This window comes from Aureimonas psammosilenae, from assembly GCF_009176975.1.
Taxonomy (GTDB): domain Bacteria; phylum Pseudomonadota; class Alphaproteobacteria; order Rhizobiales; family Rhizobiaceae; genus Plantimonas; species Plantimonas psammosilenae.
The window spans coordinates 170032-194252 of the sequence record NZ_WEZG01000002.1; the positions used below are offsets into that span (position 1 = coordinate 170032).

Below are 24221 nucleotides of genomic sequence, written 5' to 3' on the forward strand. Positions count from 1 at the left end.
CGGCGTCTCTACCTAGCGCCGCTTGGTGAAGGCCGGCGTGTCGAGAAGCGCCGGCTTGCGACGGCCGAAATGGCGGCGCGTGCCTTCGCGCGGCGATGAAGCGGCGTCCGAGGCATATTGCGGAACGTGACGCACCGGGGGGACCACGGCCGGCGGGGCCGCGAGGCCGAAGCGGGCGGCGCAGTCTTCCGCATCCAGCGCGGCGTAGTCGGCTTGCATCGCGTCGAAGGCCGCGACATCGCTTCCGATGCGCGGAACCGTCATCATCAGGACGGTCATCGCATCGGCCAAGCTCGTACCGAGCGCCTTCAAGGCGGCGGCGAGGGGCTCGGCGGTTTGATCCTCGAGGATCGCCGCCGCAGTCGTCGGCTCGACGCGAAGCGCTTGCGTCAAAGCCGCGCGAAGGGCGGGGAGATCGCGTCGAAGCGCAAGATCGACAAGGCTTTGCGGTGCGTCAGTGGTTTGGGACGAAACGGTGTCAGCGGGCACCGGGCGCTTGATGGAGGTCTTGGCGAGACGGCGCAGCAATTCGCGCGTTTCGGCGGCGTCCCGTTCGCGAGACAGGGCCGGAGTCGGGCGAGGGGCGGCGGCAGTTTCGGAACTCGCGATCCGCTCGTGCGCCGTTTCCGGATCGCCGATGGACATCAGCGCCGTTTGCCGCGATGCGCCGCCCGGCGCGGCGGTTGCCGTCTTGGCACGGGACACCTTCGCGGTCGGGGTGGCGGGAGGCGCTTCTCCGGCGGGCGTGCTCGGACGGCGGGCGTCGAGAAGGCGCGCCATCGGCGGATCGGCGCGTTCGCGAAGAACCGCGACATCGGCGGCCGTCAGAAGCGGACTGCCGAGAAGAAAGGGGGCGGCGACCGCGACCGGCTCCTGGATGAGGCGATCCACGAGGGGGCGCGGCAGCTTCGGGGCGGTGGCGAGAGAGGCCGCCAGGATGCGGCGCGTTTCGCGATCCGTCTTTTCGAAGATCGGCATCACGAGGCTGGCGAAGTCGCGGGCCTGACGCTCGCTCGGCCGGCGCAGAGCCGCATAGGCGGCAACGGCGGCGCGCACGATGGTGTCGAAACCGTCGCGTCCTGCCGTTCGTTCAAGGTTCCGAAAGATGCGTGGGCTGGCGTCCGACATCAAGGCATTCCACGGGTTCGACGCGGACCCGAAGGCTTACACACCAAGCCTTAGCAAGCTGTTAACCCTGATCCCGCGTAACCCGGATGCAGACAATTTTAACCAGCAACCACTGCAATCGACCCGCATTTGAACCCACGGGCTAAGCCTCGCATAAGCCATTCAAAGCATAGTCGAAACAGACGCCAACGAAGAAGGAGGCACACGAGAAATGGCGACAGTGCTCCGTTTTCCGGATCGTGTCACGGCCCGCCAGCCGGCGGAGGTTTCCGTGAGGCGAATCCCTGCATCCATCGTGATCCTGCCCTGCATCCGGCGCGAAACGCTGGTCGCCAAGCAGGGGTGACCGCCGTGCCGGGAAGCCAGGGCTTTCCGGGTTCAGTTCGCGCCGTTTTCCGCCTCCGGCTCCGCTTCGGAGGTGCAGGATAGGCCGCGCAGAAAGGCTTCGGCCTGTTCGCGCAAGCTGTCCTCGTCGACCAGAGCGCGGATCGTCAGCGAGCCGTAGGTTTCGGGAAACTCCACCGGAATGGTGGTTTCCGTCGGATCGGTGGAGGTGGCGTCGCCGCCCGAGAGCTGTTCGGACGTGCCGACGAGAAGATCGAACTTGCCCCCCACCGCCGAACGATCGTTGATCGAGTAAAGATTGTCGCCGCGCCGCGAATAGATCGAGGCCGACCAGAAGGCGGTCTGCGCCTCGCTCGCCAGGCGCACCGGACCGTTCTCCAGCGAAAAGCGGCAGCTTGCCGTGACGAAGGCGGGGTCCACGAAGGCGAATTCGCGGCCTCTGGAACCGGCGGCGTCGGTCGCGCCGGTTGTCGCCAGTTGCGGCTCGATCCGCACCACGCCGAACAAGGGGCCCAGCCGGTCGAGACGCCCCCAGGCGTTGTTGCTCGCCACGAAGGGCATGGCGAAGACCACCGCGATATGGACGATCGCCGCCCCGACGAGCCCGGCGAGAAGCGCGGTGACGAACCTAAACACCGCTGCATTCCTTGCGCTGGATATCCATCATGCCGCTGCGGCCGAGCCCGCTCGATGTGCTGACGGGCGTGTCGTAGAGGGTGAGCGCCAGAACCAGGGGACCCGCGCCGGACACGGCCAGCCAGTTGCCGGCCCGCGCCTGCGGCGACACGGCGATGGCGACGGCGTTGTTGTCGGCGCGCATGAGATCGCGCGACACGAGACGGGCGGGGCGGCCTTCCGCCGGCGGAATCAGGCGGCCGTCCGGCGTATAGGCGGCAAGCGTCCAGATTCGTGCCAGCGGCATGTCGCCGGTGAGGACATAGGAACATTCGCGCCGCAGAGGCCGGCCGGCGGAATCCTGGCCCGAGCGGAACTGCACGCCTTCGCCGATGCCGAGCGTCAGGTTGCCGGTGCGGGCGAGGCGGGCTTTCTCGTACGGGTCGGCATCCAGTGAGCCGGCGCGCGGATCGGCGCTCCAGGGGCCGATCGTGACGAGACCGGAACGGGCGTCGCCGTAGAGGGCGCGGCGGGCGCTCCAGGCGCCGCCGACGAGCGCGATGGCGACGGCGCTCAGAACGAGAAGAATGAAGCGCATCAGCCGCGTTCCGGGATGAAGGCCGGCCGGCCGGTCGCGAACCGGCGGAGCGTCGGGAAAGGCCGCTTGCTCAACGCGAACGCGAGTCCGGGTTGCGCGTGGAAGCGTTGGAAGCGAGCTTCTCGTCGGAAAGGGGCGCGGCGTCGCGCATGGCGTCGGAGATGGAGGTCAGGACTTTCTGCGTGTCCCCGTTGAGCGAGGGCGGCCGGGAGGGCAGGGGCGCGGCCCCTTCCGCGGCCGCGACCTTCTCGGAGGGTTTGGGCATCGGCAGATCGATATAAGGAATGCGCTTCAGCTCGATCCCCTGATGCGCGGCTTCCATCACCCGCTGCCAGGCCATCGCCGGCAGGGCGCCGCCGGTGAGCTTGTTGGTGGGGTGGAAGTCGTCGTTGCCGAACCAGACGGCCGCCGTGAAGTTGCCGGTGAAGCCGGCGAACCAGCCGTCGCGGTAGCTTTGCGTCGTGCCCGTCTTGCCAGCCGCGAGCGTCATGGTGAGCGCGGCCTTGCGCGCCGTGCCCCGGATGGGGATCTGCACCAGCATCTCGTTCATGGATTTAGCCGCCTGTTCCGACAGGACGCGGTGGCGGGGTGGCATGTCGCGGCCCGAATCCCACAGCATGTCGCCGTTGGTGTCGGAAAGCTGCATGATGGCATGGCGGTGGGAGTCCATGCCGCCGGCGGCGAAGACGGCATAGCCGGTCGCCTGATCCATGACGGTGACTTCCGAGGTGCCGAGCGCCATGGTCTTGTCGCCGCGCAGCGGGGACTCGACGCCGAAGGCCTTGGCGAGTTCCGTCACTTTCCGCATCCCGACCTTCTGGCTGAGGCGGACGGCCACCGTGTTGAGGGAATGGGCCATGGCGTCGGCGATGGAGATGCGGCCCGAATAAGAGCGGCCGTAGTTCTGCGGCGACCAGTTGCCGACCGTCACGGGCGCGTCGGATACGATGTCGGTGGGCTTCATGCCGGCTTCCATCGCCGCCGCGTAGACATAGGCCTTGAAGGACGAGCCCGGCTGGCGGAGCGCCTTCGTGGCGCGATTGAACTGCGACACGCCGTAATCCGGCCCGCCCACGATGGCGCGCACGCCCCCGTCGTCGTCCAGAACCACCATGGCCCCCTCGTCCACATTGTAGGTCTTGCCGAACTGGCGCAGGTGATACTGGATCGACTCGTCGGCCAGCGCCTGGATGGTGGAATCGAAGGAGGTGCGGGCGATGAAGTTGCGGTGGGGCAGCTTGTCGGCGATGCGCTGCACTTCGGCGAAGGCGAAGTCGAGGAAGTAGTCGGGCGAGGCGACCGTGCCGCGATCCACCGCCGTCGCCGGCTGGCGACGGGCGGCGACGACCTGGCCTTCGGTCATGAAGCCGGCCTGCACCATGTTGGACAGGACTTCGTTGGCGCGCCCGCGCGCCGCCGGGAGATTGATGTGGGGAGCGTATTTGGCGGGCGCCTTGAAGAGGCCGGCCAGCATCGCGCCTTCCGACAGGCTGACGTCGCGGATGTCTTTCGCGAAATAGAACTCGGCCGCGCTTTCCGCGCCGAACGCGCCGCCGCCCATGTAAGCGCGGTTGAGATAGGTCTCGAGAATCTGGCGCTTGGAGAGATGCGATTCCAGCCAAAGCGACAGGAAGGCCTCGTTGATCTTGCGATCGATCGTGCGCTCGTTCGTGAGAAACAGGTTCTTGGCGAGCTGCTGGGTGAGCGTCGAGCCGCCCTGGACGACGCCGCCGGCCCGCGCGTTCTCGCCGAGCGCGCGGAACAGGCCGATGAAGTCGATGCCCCAATGCTCAAAGAAGCGCCGGTCTTCGGTGGCGAGCACGGCCTTGATGAAATGGTCCGGCATTTCGTCCACCGGCACCGAATCGGAGCGCAAAACGCCGCGGCGGCCGATCTCGACCCCGTGCCGGTCGAGGAACTGCACGGAATAATCGGTTTCGCGCGGCAGGCCGTTGGCGGTCATCTGCATGGCGGGCTGGGCAAGGATGTAGAGAACCACGAGACCGCCGAGGCCGAGCGTCAGCCCCTCGCAGGAGAGTTCCACCAAAGCCTTCTTGAAACCGCGTGCGCGGAAACGCCGCGAAAAGATCGTCACGCGCTCCCAGAAGCCCCCGGAGCCATGAAAAAAACGCCAAAGGCTGGAATCGATCCAGGCGTCGATCTCGATGAGACGCGACGGGACCCAGCGTTTCGTCTTCCGGTCGGGAGAGCGGCGCACTATCACCCTGTCACGTCCTGGCGGGTCGGCTCGAGGCCGATTTCCGCGCATGTTCTATTCACTCGGTTCCTTCTACGAGATTAAGTATGGCGGCCATGCGGCGGCAACAGGCAAGTCCCATAAGTTCGACACCCAACCACCCGATGGAGGGGGAAGCGACGGAAATCGGCAACACTCCGTTCTGGAAGGCCAAGCCCATGGAGGCGCTTTCGCCGACCGAGTGGGAAAGCCTTTGCGACGGCTGCGGCCGCTGCTGCCTGAACAAGCTGGAGGACTGGGAAACCGGCGAGATCGCCTGGACCAACGTGGCCTGCAGGCTGCTCGATGACGGGACATGCCGTTGTTCGAACTACGAGAACCGGCAGGCGACCGTGCCGGACTGCATTCCGCTGGACCCCAGGAAAGTTCGCGAGCTTTCCTGGCTGCCGCCGACCTGCGGCTATCGCCTCGTGGCGGAGGGACAGGACCTCTACTGGTGGCATCATCTCGTATCGGGCGACCGCGACACGGTGCACGAGGCGGGCGTTTCGGTGCGCGGCCGGACGGTGACGGAAGAGGGGATGGAAATGGAGGACTTCGAGCGGCATCTGGCGGCTTGGCCGGGCGAAGTGCCGCGCCGGATGCGGCGTCGGGGGAAGTAGAGCAGCCCCGGCGGGTTGCGCCGAAACTGCGAAGCCGCGTCAGGGATTGGTGCGGCCGCGATGGTTAGGGTCGATCGGGCGATCCGGCACGACGTCGTTTTCGGTGTCGCCCTCGAAGGTGGCGTCGCCTGCGATGTCTTCTGGATCGGCCCCGGCCGCCGCTATGCCCTTGGACGAGTTGATGCCGGGATTGCGGACGAGATCGTCCATCGGCTTGATGGCGCCGGGGCTGCCGGCCTTTTGATGCTTGCTCATGGTTTCATTCCCTGTGGTTGGAAGGGGAATGGAGGTGCGGCGGCCTTGGTTGGGCAGGTGGAACGGAATGTCGCGATATAGGAAAATAGTCCTTGACGCCGTCACGGTGCCGGGATAGGTTCCTGATACAGTCGGAAAATTGCGGGCGGCGGGTCGATGAGACCTCGTCGCCTTTTTCGTTTGGGGGCGGTGGATGGCGAAGGATGGGGACGGCGCGGCGCGCGCGAAGCGGACGCTGTCGGAGCGGTTGATGAAGGCGCTGACCGGCGAGGTGCGGGTGCTGGAGCGGATGCTGCTCCGCCGGTCCTCGCCCGAGGAGGCGCCCGATCCGGCGGAAGCGGCGGGGGCGAAGGCGCGGGTGGATGCCATCGGCAATCTGACGAAGACGCTGGAAAAGGTTCTGGAACTGACGCGGCTCGAAGGGCTGAGCGCCAAAGGCCGCGCGGAGGACGAGGGCGAGGCGGAACGGCTGCGCGCCGAGTTGATGAAGCGGCTGCGCGCGCTGGATGCGCGGCGTTCCGGGGGCAGGCGGCTGTTTCCCGACTTTTCCAATGCTGCGGGCGCGGTGTGAGCGAGGCCCTGTCCGAGGAGGAGTTCTGGCGCCTCGCGGCAAACGAGATCGGCCGGCAGCCCCGTGCTGCCTTGTTGAAGGCGATGCCGGGCTGGACGCAGATCGCACGGGCCTCGCAGCTTCCGCCCGCCGGCGACTGGCGGCAATGGCTGATGGTGGGCGGGCGCGGCTCGGGCAAGACGCGGGCCGGGGCCGAATGGGTACTCGGCATGGTGGAGGGTCGCCCGCCATTCGCGACCGCGCCGCATGGGCGGATCGCGCTTCTGGCTGAAACGCTCGGCGACGCGCGCGAGGTGATGATCGAGGGCGAAAGCGGCATCCGGACGGTGGCGGTCGCCGACAAGCCGAGCTTCGAGACGACGCGGCGTCGGCTGGTGTTTCCCAACGGCGCGGTGGCGCAGGTGTTTTCCTCCGAAGACCCGGACGCGCTGCGTGGCTATCAGTTCGATGCTGCCTGGGGTGACGAACTGGCCAAATGGGTTCATGGCCAGGAGTGCTTCGACAACCTGCAACTGGCGTTGCGGCTCGGGGCGCGCCCACGGGCCTTGTTCACGACGACGCCCCGGCCGGTGCCGCTGGTGAAGCGGCTGATGAGCGATGGCGAGACGGCCGTGACGCATATGCGCACAAGCGAGAACGAGGCCAATCTGGCGGAAGGCTTCGTGGACGCGATGCGCCATCTCTACGGTGGCTCGCGGATCGGGCGGCAGGAACTCGACGGCGAGTTGATCGATGCAAGGGACGACGCCTTGTTCGACCGCGCTTCGATCGATGCGGCAAGGGTGCGCAACGCGCCGGAGCTTCGGCGGATCGTGGTGGCGGTGGACCCGCCTGCGACGGGAACGCAGAAGTCCGACGCCTGCGGCATCGTCGCGGCGGGGATCGCCGGGGACGGCACGATCTATGTGCTCGCCGACGAAAGCCGGCGGGGCTTGAAGCCGCCGGAATGGGCGAGGAGCGCCGTGGCGTTGTTCGAGCGGCTGGAAGCCGACCGGATCGTCGCAGAGGTGAACCAGGGCGGCGATATGGTGGAGGCGGTGATCCGGGCGGTGCGAGCCGATGTGCCGGTGTCTTCGGTGCGCGCTTCGCGCGGCAAGTGGCTGCGGGCGGAACCCGTCGCCGCGCTCTACGAACAAGGCCGCGTGCGCCATGCCGGCAGCTTCGCGGCGCTGGAAGACGAGATGGCGGATTTCGGCCCGGACGGATTGTCGGCGGGGCGCTCGCCGGACCGGCTCGATGCGTTGGTCTGGGCGGTGACGGCCTTGAGCGTGCCGGTGGCAGAGCCGCGCGTGCATAGGTTGTAAAACTTGTTGCGGCGATAGGTAGAATCACGCAGGTTGGAACTAAGGATGGAGAGTGATCGTCGCAGGATGTTTCGATGCGCATTGGTCGAGCTCGATACGCTCGACATCTCGGTGACGACGAACGGCTCCAGTCATGTCGCCCAACTGCCGATTGGATACGATGATGAGACCGGCCTGCGGTACTCCTTGTTCGTGGCGACGGACATGGTGGCGGGATACGGGCGCGACACGAAGGAACTTATCTTTTGTGTTCTGCGCGCGGACCCGGAAAGCGGTGAAGTGGACGAGATCTGGGATGGTCTTGTCACCCGGCTCGTGGTGACCGAAAGGCAGCATCGTGCAGCGATCATGGGGGCTGTCGCACAGATGGTGCGGGCGTTGATTGACGATGTGAAACCCCGTGTTGTAGTGATGAACACGCATACCGCGAACCTTCCGCAGAAGGCATTAGTGAAATATCACTACATCGCCTCCATATTCCACGCGGAAGGATATGTGGCGGGTCCGAGCGATGTATGGCACGGCCTTCATACATGGATGATGGAACGACGCGCATGAAATGCTGGTTGATCTACCGATAGGCTTGAACCAATCCATGCGAATACAAGATGCCGAAAGGGTATCGAACATGCAGCCCATCGATCGCGATACGCAGATCGCACTGATGAAAAACACCGAAGAACGCCAGTCGATGCGCGTTAAAGCGCTCCTGCGCGTGCCGCAAATCAAGGCCCAAGCGTTGAAATGTGCCTTCGATAAGGAAGACGCTGCCTTCACCTCCAAACATGTGCGGGTGCAGCGTAAGGTCGGTTGATCCGGCCTTACTCTTCGTATTGGAATTGACGGAAGGCCTCGCGAAAGCGGGGCCTTCCGCATTTCAGGCCTTTCTCGAAGGTGATGTCGCCAAGCATCGCCTCAAACTTTTCGAACAGGAGACACGCATGGGACTGCGATCGGCGATCGCGGCGCGGTTTTCGCGCGCGCCGGAAAAGGGGACGGCGGGAGGGCCTCGGGAGGGGAAGTCGGCGATGGGGGGCGGGACGTTGCTGTTCGCGGGGCTGGATCTTGCGGGCGGCGGGGGCGAGCGGTCCTACGAGGCGCTGGCGCGGGATGGTTTCATGCGCAACCCCGTGGTTCACCGCTCGGTGCGGCTGGTGGCGGAGAACGTCGCGGCGGTGCCGCTGGTGCTCTACGAGGGCGGTCGCGAAGTCGAGGCGCATCCTCTCATCGACCTCCTTCGTGAGCCGGACGGGAACGCCGACGGCATCGGGCTTCTGGAGCGGGTCTGCGGGCATCTGATGCTTGCGGGGAATGCGTATATCGAAGCCGTGACGTTGGAGGGGCGGCCGCGCGCGCTGCATGTCCTGCGGCCCGACCGGATGCGCCTTCTGGAAGGGCGGGACGGCTGGCCGGAGGCTTACGAGTATCGCGTGGGCTCTGCCGTGCGGCGGATCGCGGCGGGGGGCGAGCCTTCCGCGCTTCTGCACCTGAAGATGTTCCATCCCTTGTCGGACGGAACGGGTTTCGCGCCGCTGGCGGCGGCGGCGCAGGCGCTGGACCTTCACAACACGGCGGCGCGCTGGAACCGCTCGCTGATCGAGAACTCGGCGCGGCCGTCCGGGGCGCTGATCTACAAGCCGGGCGAAGGCGGCAACCTTTCGCCGGACCAGTTCGACCGGCTGAAGACGGAACTCGAGGCCGGATATGCGGGTGCGGCGCGGGCCGGGCGGCCGATGCTGCTCGAAGGCGGGCTCGACTGGAAGGCCATGGGCCTGACGCCGCGCGACATGGATTTCATGGAAGCCAGAAACGGCGCGGCGCGCGACATCGCGCTCGCCTTCGGCGTGCCGCCCATGCTGCTCGGCATTCCGGGGGATGCCACCTATGCCAACTACCAGGAAGCCAACCGCGCCTTTCTGCGCCTCACCGTGCTGCCGATGCTCGGCCGGCTGACGGGGGCGATCGGCGGGTGGCTCGCCGGCCATTTCGGAGAGCGGGCATTGAGGCTCGGCTTCGATCTCGACCGGGTGGAAGGGCTGTCCGCCGAGCGCGAGGCTTTGTGGTCGCGCGTCGGGGCGGCGGGCTTTCTCGACGAGAACGAGAAGCGCGAGGCGGTGGGCTACGGCCGGCGCGAAGGGAGGGAGGCATGAGTCTCGAAAACGATACGATGGCGGCCTTGTGGGGCGCGAAATTCGCCGGGGCGGCGGCGGGATCGGCGATTTCGGTCGCCTACCTCCTGCCGCAGGGGCGGCGGGAAGCGGCGATCCGCTTCATGATCGGGCTGGTGACGGGCTTGGTGTTCGGCGCGCCGGCGGGGCTGGCCATCGCCGAGCGGCTGACGATCGCGAGTCGGCTGGAACCGGGCGAACTCGTGGTGATGGGATCGGCGGCGGCGAGCCTTTGCGCCTGGTGGGCGCTCGGCATCCTGTCGCGCCTTGCCGCGACGATGTTCCGGCCGGGCGCGGAGGGCGGTCGATGAGGCCGAAGCTGGCGATAGAGGATGCGCAGCGCGGCGTGATCCGGGGCTATGCCAGCGTCTTCGGCGCGGCGGACCTTTCGGGCGACGAGGTGGCGCCGGGGGCATTCGCCGCCTCGCTCATGCGGCGCGGGGCGGAAGGGATCAAGATGCTCTGGCAGCACGATCCGGGGCGGCCGATCGGTGTCTGGACGCGGGTGCTGGAAGACCGGATCGGGCTTTATGCCGAAGGGCGGCTGGCGCTCGGCACGAGCGGCGGGCGGGACGCGCATGAACTGATCCTCGCGGGCGCTCTCGACGGCCTGTCCATCGGCTTTCGCACGGAGCGCGCCGAGCGGCCGGAGGCGCGGGGGCCGCGCGGCGTGAAGCGGCGGCTGACGCGCATCGACCTTTGGGAAATTTCCGTGGTGACGTTTCCGATGCAGGAACGCGCGCGGATCACCGAGCGGCGCGGCGGCGGCGGGGAAGGCGCGGCGGCGCTGCTCGCCGCCCGCATCATGAATGCGGCCGCAAGCCTCATGCCGGTGCCGGGTCCGCGCCCGGCCTGGAACAAAAGGTAAACAAGGAGAAAGCAATGAGCAATATGTCCATGAGCCCCGAAACCAAGGCCCGCACCGGCGAGGTGGACGACGCCTTCGACCAGTTCATGCGCGCCTTCGAGGAGTTCCGGGGCGAGAACGACCAGCGCTTGAGCGACATCGAAAAGCGCATGAGCGCCGATGTGGTGGCGGAAGAAAAGGTGGACCGCATCGGCAAGGCCCTGGACGAGCACGAGAAGCGGCTCCAGCGCCTCGCCTTGAAGGAGATGCGGCCGCGCCTCGGCGGGGGCGAGGCGGCGGAAACGGGGCCGAGCGAGCATCGCCACGCCTTCGAGGCCTATGTGCGGGGCGGCGACGAGCGGGGACTTCGCGGGCTGGAGGCTAAAGCGATGTCCGGGCTGATCGGGTCCGATGGCGGCTTCGTGGTGCCGCCGGAAACAGAAAAGGAGATCGGCCGGCGTTTGGCGTCCTTGTCGCCGATCCGCTCCATCGCGACGGTGCGCACGGTCTCGACGGCGGTTCTGAAGAAGCCTTTCGCCATCACCGGGGCGCAGGCCGGATGGGTGGGCGAGGCCGATGCGCGGCCGCAGACCAACACGCCCTCGCTCACTGAGCTCAGCTACCCGACCATGGAACTCTACGCCATGCCGGCGGCGACCAACGCGCTTCTCGACGACGCGGCGGTGGATATCGACCAGTGGATCGGCGAGGAGGTGGAACAGTCCTTCGCGGCGCAGGAGGGCGCAGCCTTCGTTTCGGGCGACGGGGTGAACAAGCCGAAGGGCTTCATGACCGCGGCGACGGTGGCGGAAGCCAACTGGAGCTGGGGCAAGGTCGGAACCGTCGCGACGGGGGCATCCGGCAACTTCTCGGCGGCGGCGGGAAGCGATGCGCTGATCGAACTGATCTATGCGCTGAAAAGCGGCTATCGCCAGAATGCCAGCTTCGTGATGAACCGGCGGACGCAGAGCGCCATCCGCAAGATGAAGGATGCGGAAGGCAACTATCTCTGGCATCCGCCGGCCAATGCCGACGGGCGCGCGACGCTTCTCGGCTTCCCGGTGGTGGAAACGGAGAACATGCCGGACATGGCGCCGGACGCCAAGGCAGTCGCCTTCGGCGATTTCGCCCGCTTCTATCTCGTGGTCGACCGGCAGGGCGTGCGCGTGTTGCGCGATCCCTATTCCGCCAAGCCCTACGTTCTTTTCTACACCACCAAGCGCGTCGGCGGCGGCATCCAGAACTTCGACGCGGCCAAATACCTGACTTTCTCCGCCTGATCGGTTTTCGGCAAGCGATGGCATGGGGCCGGGCGGAAGCGTCCGGCCCTTCTTACGTTCGAATGGAGGGGTTGCGATGGAATGGACGGAGATCGGCGAGATCGCGGCCGAGCCGGTTTCGGTTGCCGAAGCGAAGGCCTGGTGCCGGATCGAGCGGAGCGACGAGGACGGGCTGATCGCCGGCCTCATCCGCGCGGCGCGCGAAACGGTGGAGCGCGAAACGGGGCTGGTGCTGGCGCGGCGGGAGTTTCGGCTTGCGCTGACTGCCGTGCCGCGTGACCGGCGCGTGGTGTCGCCCGTTCGGCCGCTCGCTTCCGTGAGTGCGATCAGGGTGCGACGGTTGGGCGGGGATTGGCACAGCGTTCCGCCCGGCGAGGCGGTGGCGGAGCGTTTCGGCGGGGTGGAGGCGCTGCGTTTCTCGGAGATGGTCGCGATCCTCGGGGAGGGCGGGGTGGAGATCGACCTCTCGGCAGGCTTTGCGCCCGGCAAGGCGCCCGAGACCTTGCGGCATGCGGTGATGCGGATCGTGGCGGCGGGGTATGAGAGCCGGGCGCCGGGAGCGGCGATGCCGGCGGCGGCGCGGGACGCGATCGCAGCCTATCGCGAGGTGCGGATCTAGATGGCGCTGTTGTTCATCGATCCGGGGCTTCTCAACAAGCGCGCTTCGCTGCAGGTGGCGGAGCGCCAGCCGGACGGGCTCGGCGGGGGTGTGGTCTCGTGGCGCGAAGTCGCGGAAGTATCCCTCCATGTCGAGCCGCTGGTGACGCGGCCGATCGAGCGCTTCGACCGGCGGGAAGCGACGATCACCCATCGCGTCATCTGCCGCAAACGCGGCGATGTGGACCGGGGCATGGGATTCGCGCTGGGTGCGCGAAGGCTGATCGTTCGCTCGGTTCACGACCCGGACGAAAGCGGACGCTGGCTTGTTTGCCGCTGCGAGGAAGAGGCGTGATGCGGTTGATCGCCAAGCTTTCCGCCAAGCGCGGAGACCGGGAAGCGCTGATGCGGCGGCTGGAGCGATTGGCCCTGGAGCGGCGGGAAGACGGGCGGCTCGGGCGGCTGCCCGCGTCCTCCATGCTGCGTCAGAACGATGGGGGTGGCTCCGCTTCGCTCACGTTGTCGCGAAGTGGGTCGGTCGGCGCGGAAATCGATTAACCGTGCCGTTTTCACGCCGCATTTCAATTCATCTCATGGCGTGAAAGCCAGAAAGGAGAGTCCCATGTTCGCGGCGAGTGCCGAGTTGCAGAAGTCCGTTTTCAAGGCCTTGGCGAGCGATGCCGCGATCACCTCGCTGCTCGGCGGGCCGAAGATCTTCGACGATGCGCCGGAGCGGGTGTCCTTTCCGTATCTGACGCTCGGCCGCTCTACGGTGATGGACTGGTCGACGGGCACGGAGGACGGCGCCGAGCATATCCTGACGCTCCACGTTTGGGGCCGGGGCGGCGGCAAGGCGGAAACCTATGCGATCATGCACGAGGTGACGACGAAGCTGCACGACGCGCATCTGCCGGTGGATGGGCATCGCCTCGTCAACCTCCAGCTTCAGTTCGCCGAAGCGCGGCGCGAGCCGGACTCGCCGAACTTCCACGGCATCCTGCGCTTTCGCGCGGTGACGGAGCCGGTCGCTTAAAACGGCAACCAGTTTTTGCATGAACGAAGGGCGGTCCGGTGGGCCGCCCTTTTCTTTTGAACCCATGGGGAAAGGCGAGCGGATGGGCGCGCAAAAAGGCAAGGACCTGCTTCTGAAACTGGATATGGGGGCGGGGTTTCAGACCGTCGCGGGGCTGCGCACCAAGCGCATCGCCTTCAATGCGGAGACGGTGGAGATCACCGACGCGGAAAGCGCCGGGCGCTGGCGCGAGCTTCTGGGCGGGGCGGGCGTGCAGCGCGCGTCGATCTCCGGGACGGGCATCTTCAAGGATGCCGCCTCGGACGCCGCGATCCGCCAGCTTTTCTTCGAAGGAAGGATCGCCGTCTTCGAGATGACCGTGCCCGATTTCGGAAGGATCGCCGGGCCGTTCCAGGTGACGGCGCTGGAATACAGCGGCGAGCACAATGGCGAGGTGACGTTTGAGGCGGCGCTGGAATCCGCCGGCGCGCTGGCCTTCGCGGCGATCTGAGCGATGGCGGCGAACAGGCGGCGCGGCGAGGTGGAGGCCGTGATCGACGGACGGGCGCGGGTGCTGTGCCTGACGCTCGGGGCGCTGGCGGAACTGGAAAGCGCGTTCGGGGCGGAAGACCTCGGGGACCTGACCCGGCGCTTCGGCTCCGGCGCGCTTTCGGCGCGCGACATCATCAGCGTGGTGGCGGCCGGGCTTCGCGGGGCGGGCGAAAGCGTGGACGAGGCCGAGGTCGCCGCCATGCGCTTCGAGCACGGCATGGCGGGGGCGGCGGCGTTGGTGGCCGATCTCCTGGGCGCGGCCTTCGGCGAGGCTCGGCCCGCAAACCCTTGAAAGCCGCGCCGGAAGCGCATGCCCCTTCCGGCGCGGCGACGGCTTTTCCATGGGACGAGGCGATGTCGACGGCTTTCGGGGTGCTCCGGCTTTCGTCCGCCGACTTCTGGCGCATGACGCCCCGCGAATTTGCCCGCGCGCTCGCGCCCTTTGTCGGCGAGGCGTCGGAAGCCCCGACGCGCGCTGCCTTCGAGGCGCTGGCGACACGCTTTCCCGATTGATCCCTGGAGACGAGAATGACGGCGGACGAGACGGTGACGGTCGCAATACAGGCCGACACGAACGCCTTCGACAAGGCGATGACCGACATGACGGCGAAGGCGAGTTCATTCGGCTCGGCCTTCAATACGGCCTTGCGCGGGGCCGTTTCGGGCGGGCAGTCGCTGGACGGGGTGCTGAGGCAGTTGGCGCTTCGCATCTCATCCATTGCGCTCGGCGCGGCGTTGAAGCCCGTTTCGGATGTGGCGGGATCGCTCGTGGGGCAGGTGGCGGGCGGGCTCGGCGCGGCTTTGGGAGGGGGCGCGAAGGTCGTGCCCTTCGCCAAGGGCGGGGTCGTGGCGAGCCCGAGTTATTTCCCGAACGGTCGGCAGATCGGGCTGATGGGCGAGGCGGGGGCGGAAGCGATCCTGCCGTTGAAGCGCGGCGCGGACGGAACGCTCGGCGTGGCGGCGGGCGGGGGCCGGGCCGCGCCCTCGATCACCTTCAACGTGACGGCGAGCGATGCGGCGAGCTTCCGCCGCTCCGAAGCGCAGATCCAGGCGATGCTCGCGCGGGCCGCGACGCGCGGACAAAGGGGACTTTGATGGCGCCTTTCAGCGAGGAGTGCTTTCCCTTGCGCGTGGCGCTCGGCACGAGCGGCGGGCCTGAACGGCGGATCGAGGTGGTGCGGCTTTCCACCGGCTACGAGACGCGCAACCAGCGGCACGCCCATGCCTTCCGGCGCTACGACGCTGGGTCGGGGGTGAAGCGCCTCGCCGATCTTGCCGCCGTCCTCGCCTTTTTCGAGGCGAGGCGCGGCAGGCTCGTCGGCTTTCGTTTCCGCGACCCGTTCGAAAACCGCTCGTCCGCTTATGGAAAGCCGGTGACCGCGCTGGATCAACCGATCGGCACCGGCGACGGGCAGACCAGGGTCTTCGCGCTGAGGAAGACCTACGGCGCGGGCGCGGATGCCTATGCGCGGCCGATCGCCAAGCCGGTGGCGGGAACCTTGAAAGTCGCCGTGGCGGGTGTGGCGCTGGGCGCTGGTGTCTCGCTCGATCCCGCGACGGGCCTCGTGAGTTTCGCGGCCGCGCCGAAGGCGGGGGCGGCGATCAGCGCCGGCTTCGAGTTCGACGTGCCGGTGCGCTTCGATCTCGACCAGCTCGTCCTCAACGTCGCCGCCTTCGAGGCCGGCGAAATTCCGTCGATCCCGCTCGTGGAGGTGCGCCCGTGAGACCATTGCCGGAAGGTTTGAAGGCTCATCTTGCGGGCCGAACGACGAGCTTGTGCCGGTGCTGGCGTTTGACGCGCCGCGACGGGCGGGTCTTCGGCTTCACCGATCACGACGAGCCGATCCGCTTCGACGGCACTTCCTTCGAGGCGGCGAGCGGGCTGGCGGCGAGCGAGGCCGAGGCGGAAGCGGGGTTGGCGGCCGGAACGCAGGAGATCGACGGCGCGCTGTCGTCTCTGTCGATCGAGGAAAAGGACATCGCGGCCGGACGCTTCGACGGGGCGCGGGTGGAAAGCTTTCTCGTCAACTGGCGGGAGCCGGCCGAGCGGGTCGTTCTGGATGTCGCGGAACTCGGCGAGGTGCGGCGGACGGGGTCGGCCTTCACGGCGGAACTTCGGGGCATGGAAGCGCAGCTCGACCGGCTGCGCGGCCGGCTCTACCGCCGGCGATGCGATGCGCGATTCGGCGACGAGCGTTGCGGGATCAGCGGCGCGGAGGCCCGGTTCCGGGTCGCGGCGACCGTCGTGGAGGTGGAGAAGAGCGGGGCGGTGGTGCTTGGCCTTCCGGGGCCGGTCGATCTTGGGCTGTTCGAGCCGGGGCGGATCGCTTGGACGAGCGGCGAGGGGCAGGGGCTGTTTTCCGATATCGCGGCGCTCAGTGATGCGGGCGGCGGGAGGCTGCGGGCGGTGCCGCTCGGCGGCGTCGGCTTCGCGGTATCCATCGGCGACACGGTGCGGCTCCATGCCGGCTGCGACAAGTCTTTCGCGAGTTGCAAGGCGAGGTTCCGCAATGGCGTGAACTTCCGGGGTTTTCCGCATCTGCCGGGCAACGACGCGGCGCTGGCGGTCGCCAAGGGGGACGGTCGCCACGACGGCGGGCCGGTGGTGCCATGAGCGCGGCGCGGCTTTGCGCGCTCCTGGTGGCGCGCGGCTTTCTCGGCACGCCTTACCGGCACCAGGGCTCGCGGCGCGGCGTCGGCTGCGATTGCCTCGGGCTCGTGCGCGGCGTGTTTCGCGACGTCTACGGCAAGGAGCCGGAAGAGCCGGGGGCTTACTCGCCGGATTGGGCGGAGCGGGGCGGCGGTGAGCGGCTGCTGACGGCGGCCGGACGCCACCTTCTGCCGATCGACATGGACGAGGCGTTGCCCGGCGACGTCGTTCTGTTTCGCTGGCGGCCGGACGGACCGGCCCGCCATTGCGGCATTCTCGACGAGGGGAACCGCGTGATCCACGCCTATGGCGGGATGACGGTCGTGTCCTCGCCTCTCACCCCTCAATGGGCGCGGCGCATTGCCGGCGCCTTTCGGTTTCCGGAGCGCTGACCCATGGCGACGATCCTTCTGCAGGCGGCGGGCGGCGCGCTCGGCACGCTGATCGGCGGTCCGGTGGGCGGCGTTCTCGGCCGGGCGCTCGGCGCGATCGGCGGCTCGGCGATCGACAACGGGCTTTTCGCGCGGGGGCGCAAGGTCGAGGGCGCTCGCCTCGCCGCTTCGCGCATCCAGAATGCCGACGAGGGCGCGAGCGTCGCACGCGTTTACGGCACGGCGCGCGTTTCGGGGCAGGTGATCTGGACGACGCGCTTCGAGGAAGCGGCGAGAACCGAGCGGCAAGGGGGCAAGGGAGGGGGCGGGGGAGCCAGCGTCACGACCTACTCATATTTCGGCAATGTCGCGGTGGGCCTCTGCGAAGGACCGATCGCGGCGGTGCGTCGCGTTTGGGCCGATGGCGAGGAAATCGATCTGACCGGCGTCACCATGCGCCTTCATCGCGGCGACGAGAGCCAGATGCCCGATCCCTTGATCGAGGCGAAGCAGGGGGCGGGCAACGCGCCGGCCTATCGCGGGCTTGCCTATGTCGTCTTCGAGCGGCTGGCGCTGGAGCGCTGGGGCAACCGCATTCCGCAATTCTCTTTCGAGGTGCTGCGGCCGATCGGGGCGTTGGAAGCGGGGCTCCGGGCCGTTGCCGTGATTCCGGGGGCGAGCGAGCACGGGCTCGATCCGCGCACCGTGCGCGAAAGGATAGCGAAGGGAACGGACAAGAGCCTGAATCGCAACGTGCTTCATGGGTCGAGCGATTTCGACGCTTCGCTCGACGAGTTGACGGCGCTCTGCCCGAAGCTGGAACGGGCGGCGCTGGTGGTGTCGTGGTTCGGTGACGATCTCGACGCGGGCCGATGCACGATCCGTCCGGGCGTCGAAGCGCGGGTGCGCGACGAGACGGAAGGCTGGCGGGTCGGGCCGACGGGGCGCGATCATGCGCGGCTGATCTCGTGGAGCGGCGGCGGGCCGGCCTATGGCGGGACGCCGAGCGATGCCGGGGTCGTGCGTGCCCTTCGCGACATGGCGGCGCGCGGGCTGAAGGTGACGTTCTATCCCTTCGTGCTGATGGACGTTCCGGCCGACAACAAGCTCGCCGACCCTTATGGGGCCGAGCGGCAGGCGAGCTATCCTTGGCGCGGACGCATCACGCTTCGCGTCGCGACCGGACGTGCGGGCTCGCCGGATGGGACGGCCGAAGCGGAGGAGGCGGTGCGGCGCTTCGTCGGGACGGCGAGGCCGGAGCATTTCCGCATCGAGAACGGAGAGGTGCGCTACAACGGACCGGCGGAATGGTCGTATCGCCGGATGGTACTGCATCAGGCGCATCTGGCGAAGCTCGCGGGCGGCGTCGACGCCTTCGTGATCGGCTCCGAGCTTCGCGGGCTGACGCGGGTGAGGGAGAGCGGCGGCGTTTTTCCCTTCGTGTCGGCGCTCGGCGAACTCGCCGCCGATGTGGCGCGGGTGCTGCCCGGAGCCAAGCTCACCTACGCGGCCGACTGGAGCGAATATTTCGGTTATCGGCCGGAAGACGGGTCCGGCGACGTGTTCTTCAACCTCGATCCGCTTTGGGCGCATCCCGCGATCCACATGGTCGGCATCGACAACTATCTGAGCCTCGCGGACTGGCGGGATGGGGACGAGGGATCGCCCTATGACCTAGAAGCTCTGCGGGGCGGCATCGCGGGCGGCGAGAACCACGACTGGTTCTATCGGAGCGAAGAGGACCGGCGGAGCCGGCGTCGCACGCCGATCACCGACGGGCTTGGCAAGCCCTGGACGTTTCGCGCCAAGGACATCCGGGGCTGGTGGGAGAACCGGCATTTCGAACGGCGCGGCGGGGGGGAACTCGGCACTCCAACGCCGTGGGAGCCGCGCTCGAAACCGATCTGGTTCACCGAGCTTGGCTGTCCGGCGGTGGACAAGGGGGCGAACCAGCCGAACGTCTTCGTGGACCCGAAATCGTCGGAAAGCTTCGTGCCGCATTTCTCGACGGGCGCGCGCGACGATCTGATGCAACGGCGTTTTCTGGAAGCGCATTTGAGCTTCTGGGACCCGGCCGCGCCGGGCTTTCGGGATGCGGACAACCCCGTTTCGCCGAACTATGGCGGCCGGATGGTGGAGCCTTCCGCGATCCATCTCTGGGCCTGGGACGCGCGGCCCTTTCCCGCCTTTCCCGCGCGCACCGACCTTTGGAGCGACGGCGGCAACTGGCGGCTGGGCCATTGGTTGACAGGGCGGCTGGGGCAGGCGCCGGTCGATGCGCTGATACGGGTGCTCTTGTCCGACCACGGCTTCGCCAACGTGGATGCGACGGGCGTCGATGCCTTGCTGACGGGTTATGTGTCGTCCGGCGGGGCATCCGCGCGTGCCGAACTGGAAGCCGTCATGCGGCTTTGCGGCGTCGTTTCCCGGTCTGAGGGCGGGCGGCTCGTGTTTCGCTCGGTCGGAGCGCTTGGAGCCGATGCGAAGGTCGATGTCCTCGCCGAGCCGGATGACGGGCGCATCGCCCTGGACCGTCGGCGCGGCGAGGAAAGCGAGGTCGTGAAGGAAGTCGTGGTCGGCTTCACCGATGCCGGCCGAGCCTATCAAAGCGGCGCGGCGGAAGCGTCGCGCCCCGACCGTCCGTATCCGAGGCAAGATCGTGTCGAGGCCCCGGCGGTGCTGGAGGAGGAAGCGGCGCGTCGCTTCGCGGCCTCGATCCTGGCGCGGGCGATGGCGGGGCAGGAAAGCCTCAGCTTCGAACTGCCGCCGACGAACGTCGAACTTGAAGCCGGCGATTGCGTCGAGATCGCGGATGCGCCGGGGCGGTGGCTCGTGTCGCGGATCGAAAGCGGAGAAACGCTGCGGGTGGAAGCGCGCCGATTGCCGGCCGCCGGCGCGACGGCGGGGCGGGAAGGGAGTGGGGCGGGGACGCTCCTCTCCTCAGCCCCGGTCTTCGCGTCCCGGCCGCTGACCCTGTTTCTCGATCTGCCGCAAGGCGCGGCGACGAGCGCGGAAGGCCCGGCGCGGTTTGCGGCCTTTGCCGAGCCGTTCCTGCCCTTGGCCGTGGAGGCTTCCGCTTCGGGCGGTCCGTTCGAGAGGCGGTTGATCGCCGAGCAGCCCGCGACGGTGGGCGAACTCGTTCGGGCAATGCCGCTTGGTCGCGAAGGGGTTTTCCAGCCGAATGCTTCGATGGAGGTTCGGCTTTATCGCGGCGCGCTGTTCTCGATCGGGATGGGGGAGCTTCTGGCGGGCGGCAATCTCTGCGCGGTGCAGGCGCCGGGTGGCGAATGGGAGGTGGTGCAGTTCGCCACGGCCGAGGAGGTCGCGCCGATGCGCTTCCGTTTGACCGGCCTCGTGCGGGGGCTCGGCGGCACGGAAGGGTCGATGGCGGCGGGCGCGGGGACGGGAGCAAGCTTCGTGCTTCTGGGGGCGGGCTGCGAGCCGATCGGCCTGAAGCCCGGCGAGATCGGGGCGGAGCTTCAATGGCGCGTCGCGCCGCTCGGCCGGCCTTTCGATGATCCGGCGGTGGTGACGCAGACCGTGACGCTCGGCCGGCGCGCATTGAAGCCGCTGTCGCCCGTTCACTTGGCTTGCGGCTTCCGGGCCGATGGCGGTCTCGCCTTGTCCTGGGTCCGCCGCACGCGGCTTTCCGGCGATGGCTGGGACGGGCTCGACGTGCCGCTCGGCGAGGAGATCGAGCGTTATCGCCTGCGGATCGTGGCGCCCGATGGGCGGGAACTCGTGATCGAAAGCGGATCGCCCGCGCTCGCCGTATCCGCGGCCGAGCAGGTGACGGCCTTCGGCGGTCTTCCACCCCGGATCGAGGTCGGGGTGGCGCAGTTCGGTCTCCTTTACGGGGCCGGAACGGAACGGCGGGCCGCTTTCGAGCGCCCGCCCGCCGTCAACTGAAACAACAGGAGAGAGTCATGGACGACAACAAGCTCTGGTACGAGTCGAAGACGATCTGGGGCGGTCTCGTCGCGCTGGCCGCGGCGGTGGCGGGGCTGGTCGGTTTCAACCTGGACCCCCAAGCCCATGCCGATCTGGCGGCGGCCATTCCGAACGTCGTGGCGGCCGTCGGCGCGGTGATCTCGATCCTCGGCCGTCTCGACGCCCGGTCGCGGATCGGCTGAGGGCTGCTGAGCGGAAGGCTCGACAAAAGGCCCCATTCATGCGCTGTTCACGGCGTATCGGCGAGAACGTGGCCGTTGCCCATGAACGGAAGCCCCATGCCGCTCCGCCCGCTGATCCTGAGCTTATCGGTCGTCGTTTCGACGGCGGCCGGCGCGCTTGCCGTCGAGGACGCCGTGCCGGCCGCCTTCGACGGCGGCTCGCCCAAAGCGGCCGCCATTGGCGCGCGCCGGCTGGCGGCCGCGGCCGACTGCGCGGGCGCTGCGGCGGAAGCGGCGGCGCGCACCGGCGGCCGCGTCCTGTCCGTGTCGAGCCGCAGCGACGGGGGACGGGTGGTCTGCGTCGTCACGCTTCTCGTGCCGGCCGACCAGGGCGGTCGGCCGCGCAAGCAGACCGTCGTGATCCCCCAATAGGCGCATCGGACAGGCCATGAGAATCCTGATCGTCGAGGACGACCCGAACCTGAACCGCCAGCTTTGCGACGCCGTGACGGAAGCGGGCTACGTGGTGGACCGCGCACTGGACGGCGAGGAAGGGCACTTTCTCGGCGATACGGAGCCCTACGACGCCGTGGTGCTGGATGTCGGCCTGCCCAAGATGGACGGCATCACGATCCTGGAGAAATGGCGGCGCGACGGGCGCAACATGCCGGTTCTGATCCTGACGGCCCGAGATCGCTGGAGCGACAAGGTGGCCGGCATCGACGCGGGCGCCGACGACTACGTGACGAAGCCCTTCCATATCGAGGAAGTGATGGCGCGGGTGCGTGCGCTGATCCGTCGGGCGGCCGGCCACGCTTCCTCCGAAATCCGCTGCGGGCCGCTTCGCCTCGACACGCGTGCCTCGAAGGCGAGCGTCGACGGCACCGTCCTGAAGCTCACCTCGCACGAATATCGCCTGCTCGCTTATCTCATGCACCACCGCGACCAGATCGTTTCGCGCGGCGAGTTGATCGAGCATCTCTACGATCAGGACTTCGACCGAGATTCCAACACGATCGAGGTCTTCGTCGGGCGGCTTCGGCGCAAGATCGGGCTCGATCTCATCGAAACCGTGCGCGGCCTCGGCTACCGGATGCGGGACCTTGATGCCGGGGTTTGACCGGCTTGCGGTCCGCGTCATCGCCTTTTCGAGCCTTTGGGTGGTCGCCGCCGTCGTGGTGATCGGCGGCGTGATTTCGGCTCTTTATGCGCAGACGGCCTCGCGCGGCTTCGAGGACCTTCTCGTCGCGCAACTCTACAACATCGTCAGCAGCGTTTCGGTCTCGCCGGAAGGGAACCTCACGGGCTCGCCCGATCTCGGGGATTTGCGCTATTCGCAGCCGCTTTCGGGCTGGTACTGGGAGGTGTTGCCGGCGAGCGAGAACCTGAAGGGGCGGCTCGCCTCGATCTCGCTCGGCCCCGCCGACATCCCGAGCCCGCCGGCCGCGCTCGTGCCTTTCGACACATCCTATCGCCGGACCTACGAGGCGCGGGGCCTGGAGGGCGAAGCACTGACGGCGGTGGAAACCGAAATCCTTCTCGATCAGGACAACCGCGCGGCGCGCTTTCGCGTGATGGGCAATGCGAGCCTTCTGAAGGCCGATATCCGCCGCTTCGACCGGACGCTCGCCGGTTATCTCGCGGTGTTCGGCCTCGGCTCGATCGTGATCAACGCCATGACCATTCTTCTCGGACTTCGCCCGCTGACGAATGTGCGGCGCGCTCTCGGCGAGGTGCGGGCGGGGCGGGCGGAACGGCTCGTCGGCCGTTTTCCGGTGGAGATCAGGCCGTTGACGGTGGAACTGAACGCGCTGATCGACAACAACCGCCGCATCGTGGAGCGGGCGCGAACGCAGGTCGGCAACCTCGCGCATTCGTTGAAGACCCCGCTCGCCGTTCTGATGAACGAGGCCGGCATCATCGGCGGCGAGAAAGGCCGGCTCGTTTCCGAACAAAGCGAGCGGATGCAGTTTCAGGTGCAGAACTACCTGAACCGCGCCCGCGTCGCGGCGCAGGGCGAGGGCGCGGTGTTCCGGACATCGGTGCAGCCGGTGCTCGCCCGGCTGGTGCGGGTGGTCGGCAAGCTCAATCCCGCTTTGACCGTCGAGGGGCCGGACGAAGCGGGCACCCTCGCGCCGATCTTCGCGGGCGAGCAGCAGGACTACGAGGAGATGATCGGCAATCTTCTGGAGAATGCCGGGAAATGGGCCATGAGCCGCGTCGTGGTCTCGCTGGAACTCTCCGAACCGGGCTTCTTCGACACCACGGTGGAGGATGATGGCGAAGGGCTGGACGAGGCGGGAATGGCCGAGGCGGTGAAGCGCGGCCGGCGGCTCGACGAGAAGAAGCCGGGCTCGGGCCTCGGCCTGTCGATCGTTTCCGACCTCGTGTCGGAATATCGCGGCACGCTGGTTCTGGCGCGCTCGCCGCTTGGCGGTCTTCGCGCGAGCGTGCGTCTGCCGCTGGCATCCGACGGGCGACTCTCCTAAATGTGAACGCGTTAAAATCCGCCGGCGGGAATCGAAGCGCGGCGGAAACGGGTTGATGCGATCCATGCTGAAGACGTGCGGCCTTTGCCTTTCCCTCGCGTTTCTGACGGTGTCGTCGGGCTGTGCGTCCATCGGTCTCGGTGGGCCGAAGATCGAGCTTTCCGACGGGGCGTTGGCGCTGGGCGACGGGCTCGTCGGGCAGATCAAGGACGTCCGGTTGCGGGGCGACGCCCAGCGCAAGGCCGTGGATGCCGAGTTCCAGGCCCTTCAGTTCTCGCCCGCCGGCCGCGAGGTGGACTGGAGCGAAGGGCGCTGGCACGGGCAGGTGATGCCGACGCAGCTCTACCGCATCGGTTCGCAGGACTGCCGCGGCTTCACCCATACGGTGCTCGACGGCGGCAAGTCCTGGAAGCAGGTGGGAACGGCCTGCCGGGACGAAGGCGGTGTCTGGCGCATCGTGGTTTGATA

The 24221-nt window shown here is 67.9% G+C and carries 32 protein-coding genes; 27 read left to right on the forward strand and 5 right to left on the reverse strand.

The features are described from left to right. Positions 1 to 12: 12 nt before the first annotated feature. Positions 13 to 1128 carry a hypothetical protein gene (locus tag F9929_RS04530; protein ID WP_152045359.1) on the reverse strand — a complete coding sequence of 372 codons (1116 nt, stop codon included), beginning with the start codon at positions 1126 to 1128 and terminating at the stop codon, positions 13 to 15. A 211-nt stretch (positions 1129 to 1339) separates the two neighbouring features. Between F9929_RS04530 and F9929_RS24640 the strand changes: the two genes are divergently transcribed. Then, on the forward strand, positions 1340 to 1474 hold the full coding sequence (locus F9929_RS24640) for a hypothetical protein (RefSeq protein WP_268915631.1): 135 nt from the start codon (positions 1340 to 1342) through the stop codon (positions 1472 to 1474). 32 nt (positions 1475 to 1506) lie between these two features. Here F9929_RS24640 and F9929_RS04535 read toward each other — a convergent pair whose 3' ends face one another. The 3 genes from F9929_RS04535 to F9929_RS04545 form a co-directional block, all read right to left on the reverse strand. Continuing rightward, positions 1507 to 2109 (reverse strand): DUF1254 domain-containing protein, encoded by a 603-nt coding sequence (locus F9929_RS04535; RefSeq protein ID WP_152045360.1) that lies wholly within the window; start codon positions 2107 to 2109, stop codon positions 1507 to 1509. Beyond that, positions 2102 to 2686, reverse strand: a complete 585-nt coding sequence (locus F9929_RS04540) for a DUF1214 domain-containing protein (RefSeq protein ID WP_152045361.1) — start codon at positions 2684 to 2686, stop codon at positions 2102 to 2104. The genes F9929_RS04535 and F9929_RS04540 overlap by 8 nt, the downstream gene beginning before the upstream one ends. A 70-nt stretch (positions 2687 to 2756) precedes the next feature. Beyond that, entirely contained in the window at positions 2757 to 4955 is a 2199-nt protein-coding gene (locus F9929_RS04545; RefSeq protein ID WP_152045362.1) for a transglycosylase domain-containing protein, read from the reverse strand. Positions 4956 to 5068: 113 nt separating this feature from the next. Between F9929_RS04545 and F9929_RS04550 the strand changes: the two genes are divergently transcribed. Next, complete coding sequence (locus F9929_RS04550; protein WP_193227628.1) at positions 5069 to 5545, forward strand: YcgN family cysteine cluster protein; 477 nt, start codon at positions 5069 to 5071, stop codon at positions 5543 to 5545. Between the two features lie 39 nt (positions 5546 to 5584). On the opposite strand, the gene F9929_RS04555 is transcribed toward F9929_RS04550, so the two are convergent. After that, the gene (locus F9929_RS04555; RefSeq protein ID WP_152045364.1) at positions 5585 to 5800 is read right to left on the reverse strand and encodes a hypothetical protein; all 216 of its coding nucleotides are present in this window, start codon (positions 5798 to 5800) and stop codon (positions 5585 to 5587) included. 193 nt (positions 5801 to 5993) lie between these two features. Here F9929_RS04555 and F9929_RS04560 point away from each other — a divergent pair, with 193 nt between their 5' ends. From F9929_RS04560 to F9929_RS04680, 25 genes are all read left to right on the forward strand, one after another. Beyond that, positions 5994 to 6371 carry a hypothetical protein gene (locus F9929_RS04560; RefSeq protein ID WP_152045365.1) on the forward strand — a complete coding sequence of 126 codons (378 nt, stop codon included), beginning with the start codon at positions 5994 to 5996 and terminating at the stop codon, positions 6369 to 6371. 83 nt (positions 6372 to 6454) lie between these two features. Beyond that, positions 6455 to 7675 (forward strand): DNA-packaging protein, encoded by a 1221-nt coding sequence (locus F9929_RS04565; protein WP_152045768.1) that lies wholly within the window; start codon positions 6455 to 6457, stop codon positions 7673 to 7675. 81 nt (positions 7676 to 7756) lie between these two features. Continuing rightward, on the forward strand, positions 7757 to 8233 hold the full coding sequence (locus F9929_RS04570; RefSeq protein ID WP_152045366.1) for a hypothetical protein: 477 nt from the start codon (positions 7757 to 7759) through the stop codon (positions 8231 to 8233). A gap of 70 nt (positions 8234 to 8303) precedes the next feature. Then, complete coding sequence (locus F9929_RS04575) at positions 8304 to 8489, forward strand: hypothetical protein (protein ID WP_152045367.1); 186 nt, start codon at positions 8304 to 8306, stop codon at positions 8487 to 8489. A gap of 127 nt (positions 8490 to 8616) precedes the next feature. After that, positions 8617 to 9825, forward strand: coding sequence for a phage portal protein (locus F9929_RS04580; protein WP_193227612.1), 1209 nt, complete (start codon positions 8617 to 8619; stop codon positions 9823 to 9825). After that, complete coding sequence (locus F9929_RS04585) at positions 9822 to 10154, forward strand: DUF6107 family protein (RefSeq protein WP_152045368.1); 333 nt, start codon at positions 9822 to 9824, stop codon at positions 10152 to 10154. Before F9929_RS04580 ends, F9929_RS04585 begins: the two co-directional genes overlap by 4 nt. After that, complete coding sequence (locus F9929_RS04590; protein WP_152045369.1) at positions 10151 to 10711, forward strand: HK97 family phage prohead protease; 561 nt, start codon at positions 10151 to 10153, stop codon at positions 10709 to 10711. Before F9929_RS04585 ends, F9929_RS04590 begins: the two co-directional genes overlap by 4 nt. A gap of 14 nt (positions 10712 to 10725) precedes the next feature. Further along, positions 10726 to 11970: a phage major capsid protein gene (locus tag F9929_RS04595; RefSeq protein WP_152045370.1), complete on the forward strand. Its 1245-nt coding sequence runs from the start codon at positions 10726 to 10728 to the stop codon at positions 11968 to 11970. Between the two features lie 76 nt (positions 11971 to 12046). Then, positions 12047 to 12589: a head-tail connector protein gene (locus F9929_RS04600; protein WP_193227613.1), complete on the forward strand. Its 543-nt coding sequence runs from the start codon at positions 12047 to 12049 to the stop codon at positions 12587 to 12589. Continuing rightward, a complete protein-coding gene (locus F9929_RS04605) occupies positions 12590 to 12922 on the forward strand; it encodes a phage head closure protein (RefSeq protein ID WP_152045372.1) in 333 nt (110 codons plus the stop codon). Beyond that, positions 12922 to 13125 (forward strand): hypothetical protein, encoded by a 204-nt coding sequence (locus F9929_RS04610; protein ID WP_152045373.1) that lies wholly within the window; start codon positions 12922 to 12924, stop codon positions 13123 to 13125. The genes F9929_RS04605 and F9929_RS04610 overlap by 1 nt, the downstream gene beginning before the upstream one ends. 64 nt (positions 13126 to 13189) lie before the next feature. After that, positions 13190 to 13600, forward strand: coding sequence for a DUF3168 domain-containing protein (locus F9929_RS04615; protein ID WP_152045374.1), 411 nt, complete (start codon positions 13190 to 13192; stop codon positions 13598 to 13600). A gap of 82 nt (positions 13601 to 13682) precedes the next feature. Further along, on the forward strand, positions 13683 to 14090 hold the full coding sequence (locus tag F9929_RS04620; RefSeq protein WP_152045375.1) for a phage major tail protein, TP901-1 family: 408 nt from the start codon (positions 13683 to 13685) through the stop codon (positions 14088 to 14090). 3 nt (positions 14091 to 14093) lie between these two features. Continuing rightward, a complete protein-coding gene (locus tag F9929_RS04625; protein WP_152045376.1) occupies positions 14094 to 14423 on the forward strand; it encodes a gene transfer agent family protein in 330 nt (109 codons plus the stop codon). Then, positions 14420 to 14644, forward strand: a complete 225-nt coding sequence (locus F9929_RS04630; RefSeq protein WP_268915632.1) for a rcc01693 family protein — start codon at positions 14420 to 14422, stop codon at positions 14642 to 14644. Before F9929_RS04625 ends, F9929_RS04630 begins: the two co-directional genes overlap by 4 nt. A gap of 15 nt (positions 14645 to 14659) precedes the next feature. After that, complete coding sequence (locus F9929_RS04635; RefSeq protein WP_152045378.1) at positions 14660 to 15226, forward strand: phage tail tape measure protein; 567 nt, start codon at positions 14660 to 14662, stop codon at positions 15224 to 15226. Next, entirely contained in the window at positions 15223 to 15855 is a 633-nt protein-coding gene (locus tag F9929_RS04640; protein WP_407922202.1) for a phage distal tail protein, Rcc01695 family, read from the forward strand. Before F9929_RS04635 ends, F9929_RS04640 begins: the two co-directional genes overlap by 4 nt. Beyond that, entirely contained in the window at positions 15852 to 16745 is an 894-nt protein-coding gene (locus tag F9929_RS04645) for a DUF2163 domain-containing protein (protein ID WP_152045380.1), read from the forward strand. The genes F9929_RS04640 and F9929_RS04645 overlap by 4 nt, the downstream gene beginning before the upstream one ends. Continuing rightward, positions 16742 to 17173 carry an NlpC/P60 family protein gene (locus F9929_RS04650; protein ID WP_152045381.1) on the forward strand — a complete coding sequence of 144 codons (432 nt, stop codon included), beginning with the start codon at positions 16742 to 16744 and terminating at the stop codon, positions 17171 to 17173. The genes F9929_RS04645 and F9929_RS04650 overlap by 4 nt, the downstream gene beginning before the upstream one ends. A gap of 3 nt (positions 17174 to 17176) precedes the next feature. Next, positions 17177 to 21061, forward strand: a complete 3885-nt coding sequence (locus tag F9929_RS04655; RefSeq protein WP_152045382.1) for a baseplate multidomain protein megatron — start codon at positions 17177 to 17179, stop codon at positions 21059 to 21061. 17 nt (positions 21062 to 21078) lie between these two features. Then, positions 21079 to 21285 (forward strand): hypothetical protein, encoded by a 207-nt coding sequence (locus F9929_RS04660; protein WP_152045383.1) that lies wholly within the window; start codon positions 21079 to 21081, stop codon positions 21283 to 21285. A gap of 96 nt (positions 21286 to 21381) precedes the next feature. Further along, positions 21382 to 21696 carry a hypothetical protein gene (locus F9929_RS04665; protein ID WP_152045384.1) on the forward strand — a complete coding sequence of 105 codons (315 nt, stop codon included), beginning with the start codon at positions 21382 to 21384 and terminating at the stop codon, positions 21694 to 21696. 16 nt (positions 21697 to 21712) lie between these two features. Next, entirely contained in the window at positions 21713 to 22384 is a 672-nt protein-coding gene (locus F9929_RS04670; RefSeq protein ID WP_152045385.1) for a response regulator transcription factor, read from the forward strand. Next, complete coding sequence (locus F9929_RS04675) at positions 22371 to 23753, forward strand: ATP-binding protein (RefSeq protein WP_152045386.1); 1383 nt, start codon at positions 22371 to 22373, stop codon at positions 23751 to 23753. The genes F9929_RS04670 and F9929_RS04675 overlap by 14 nt, the downstream gene beginning before the upstream one ends. Before the next feature lie 64 nt (positions 23754 to 23817). After that, complete coding sequence (locus F9929_RS04680; RefSeq protein ID WP_152045387.1) at positions 23818 to 24219, forward strand: hypothetical protein; 402 nt, start codon at positions 23818 to 23820, stop codon at positions 24217 to 24219. Positions 24220 to 24221: the final 2 nt, after the last annotated feature.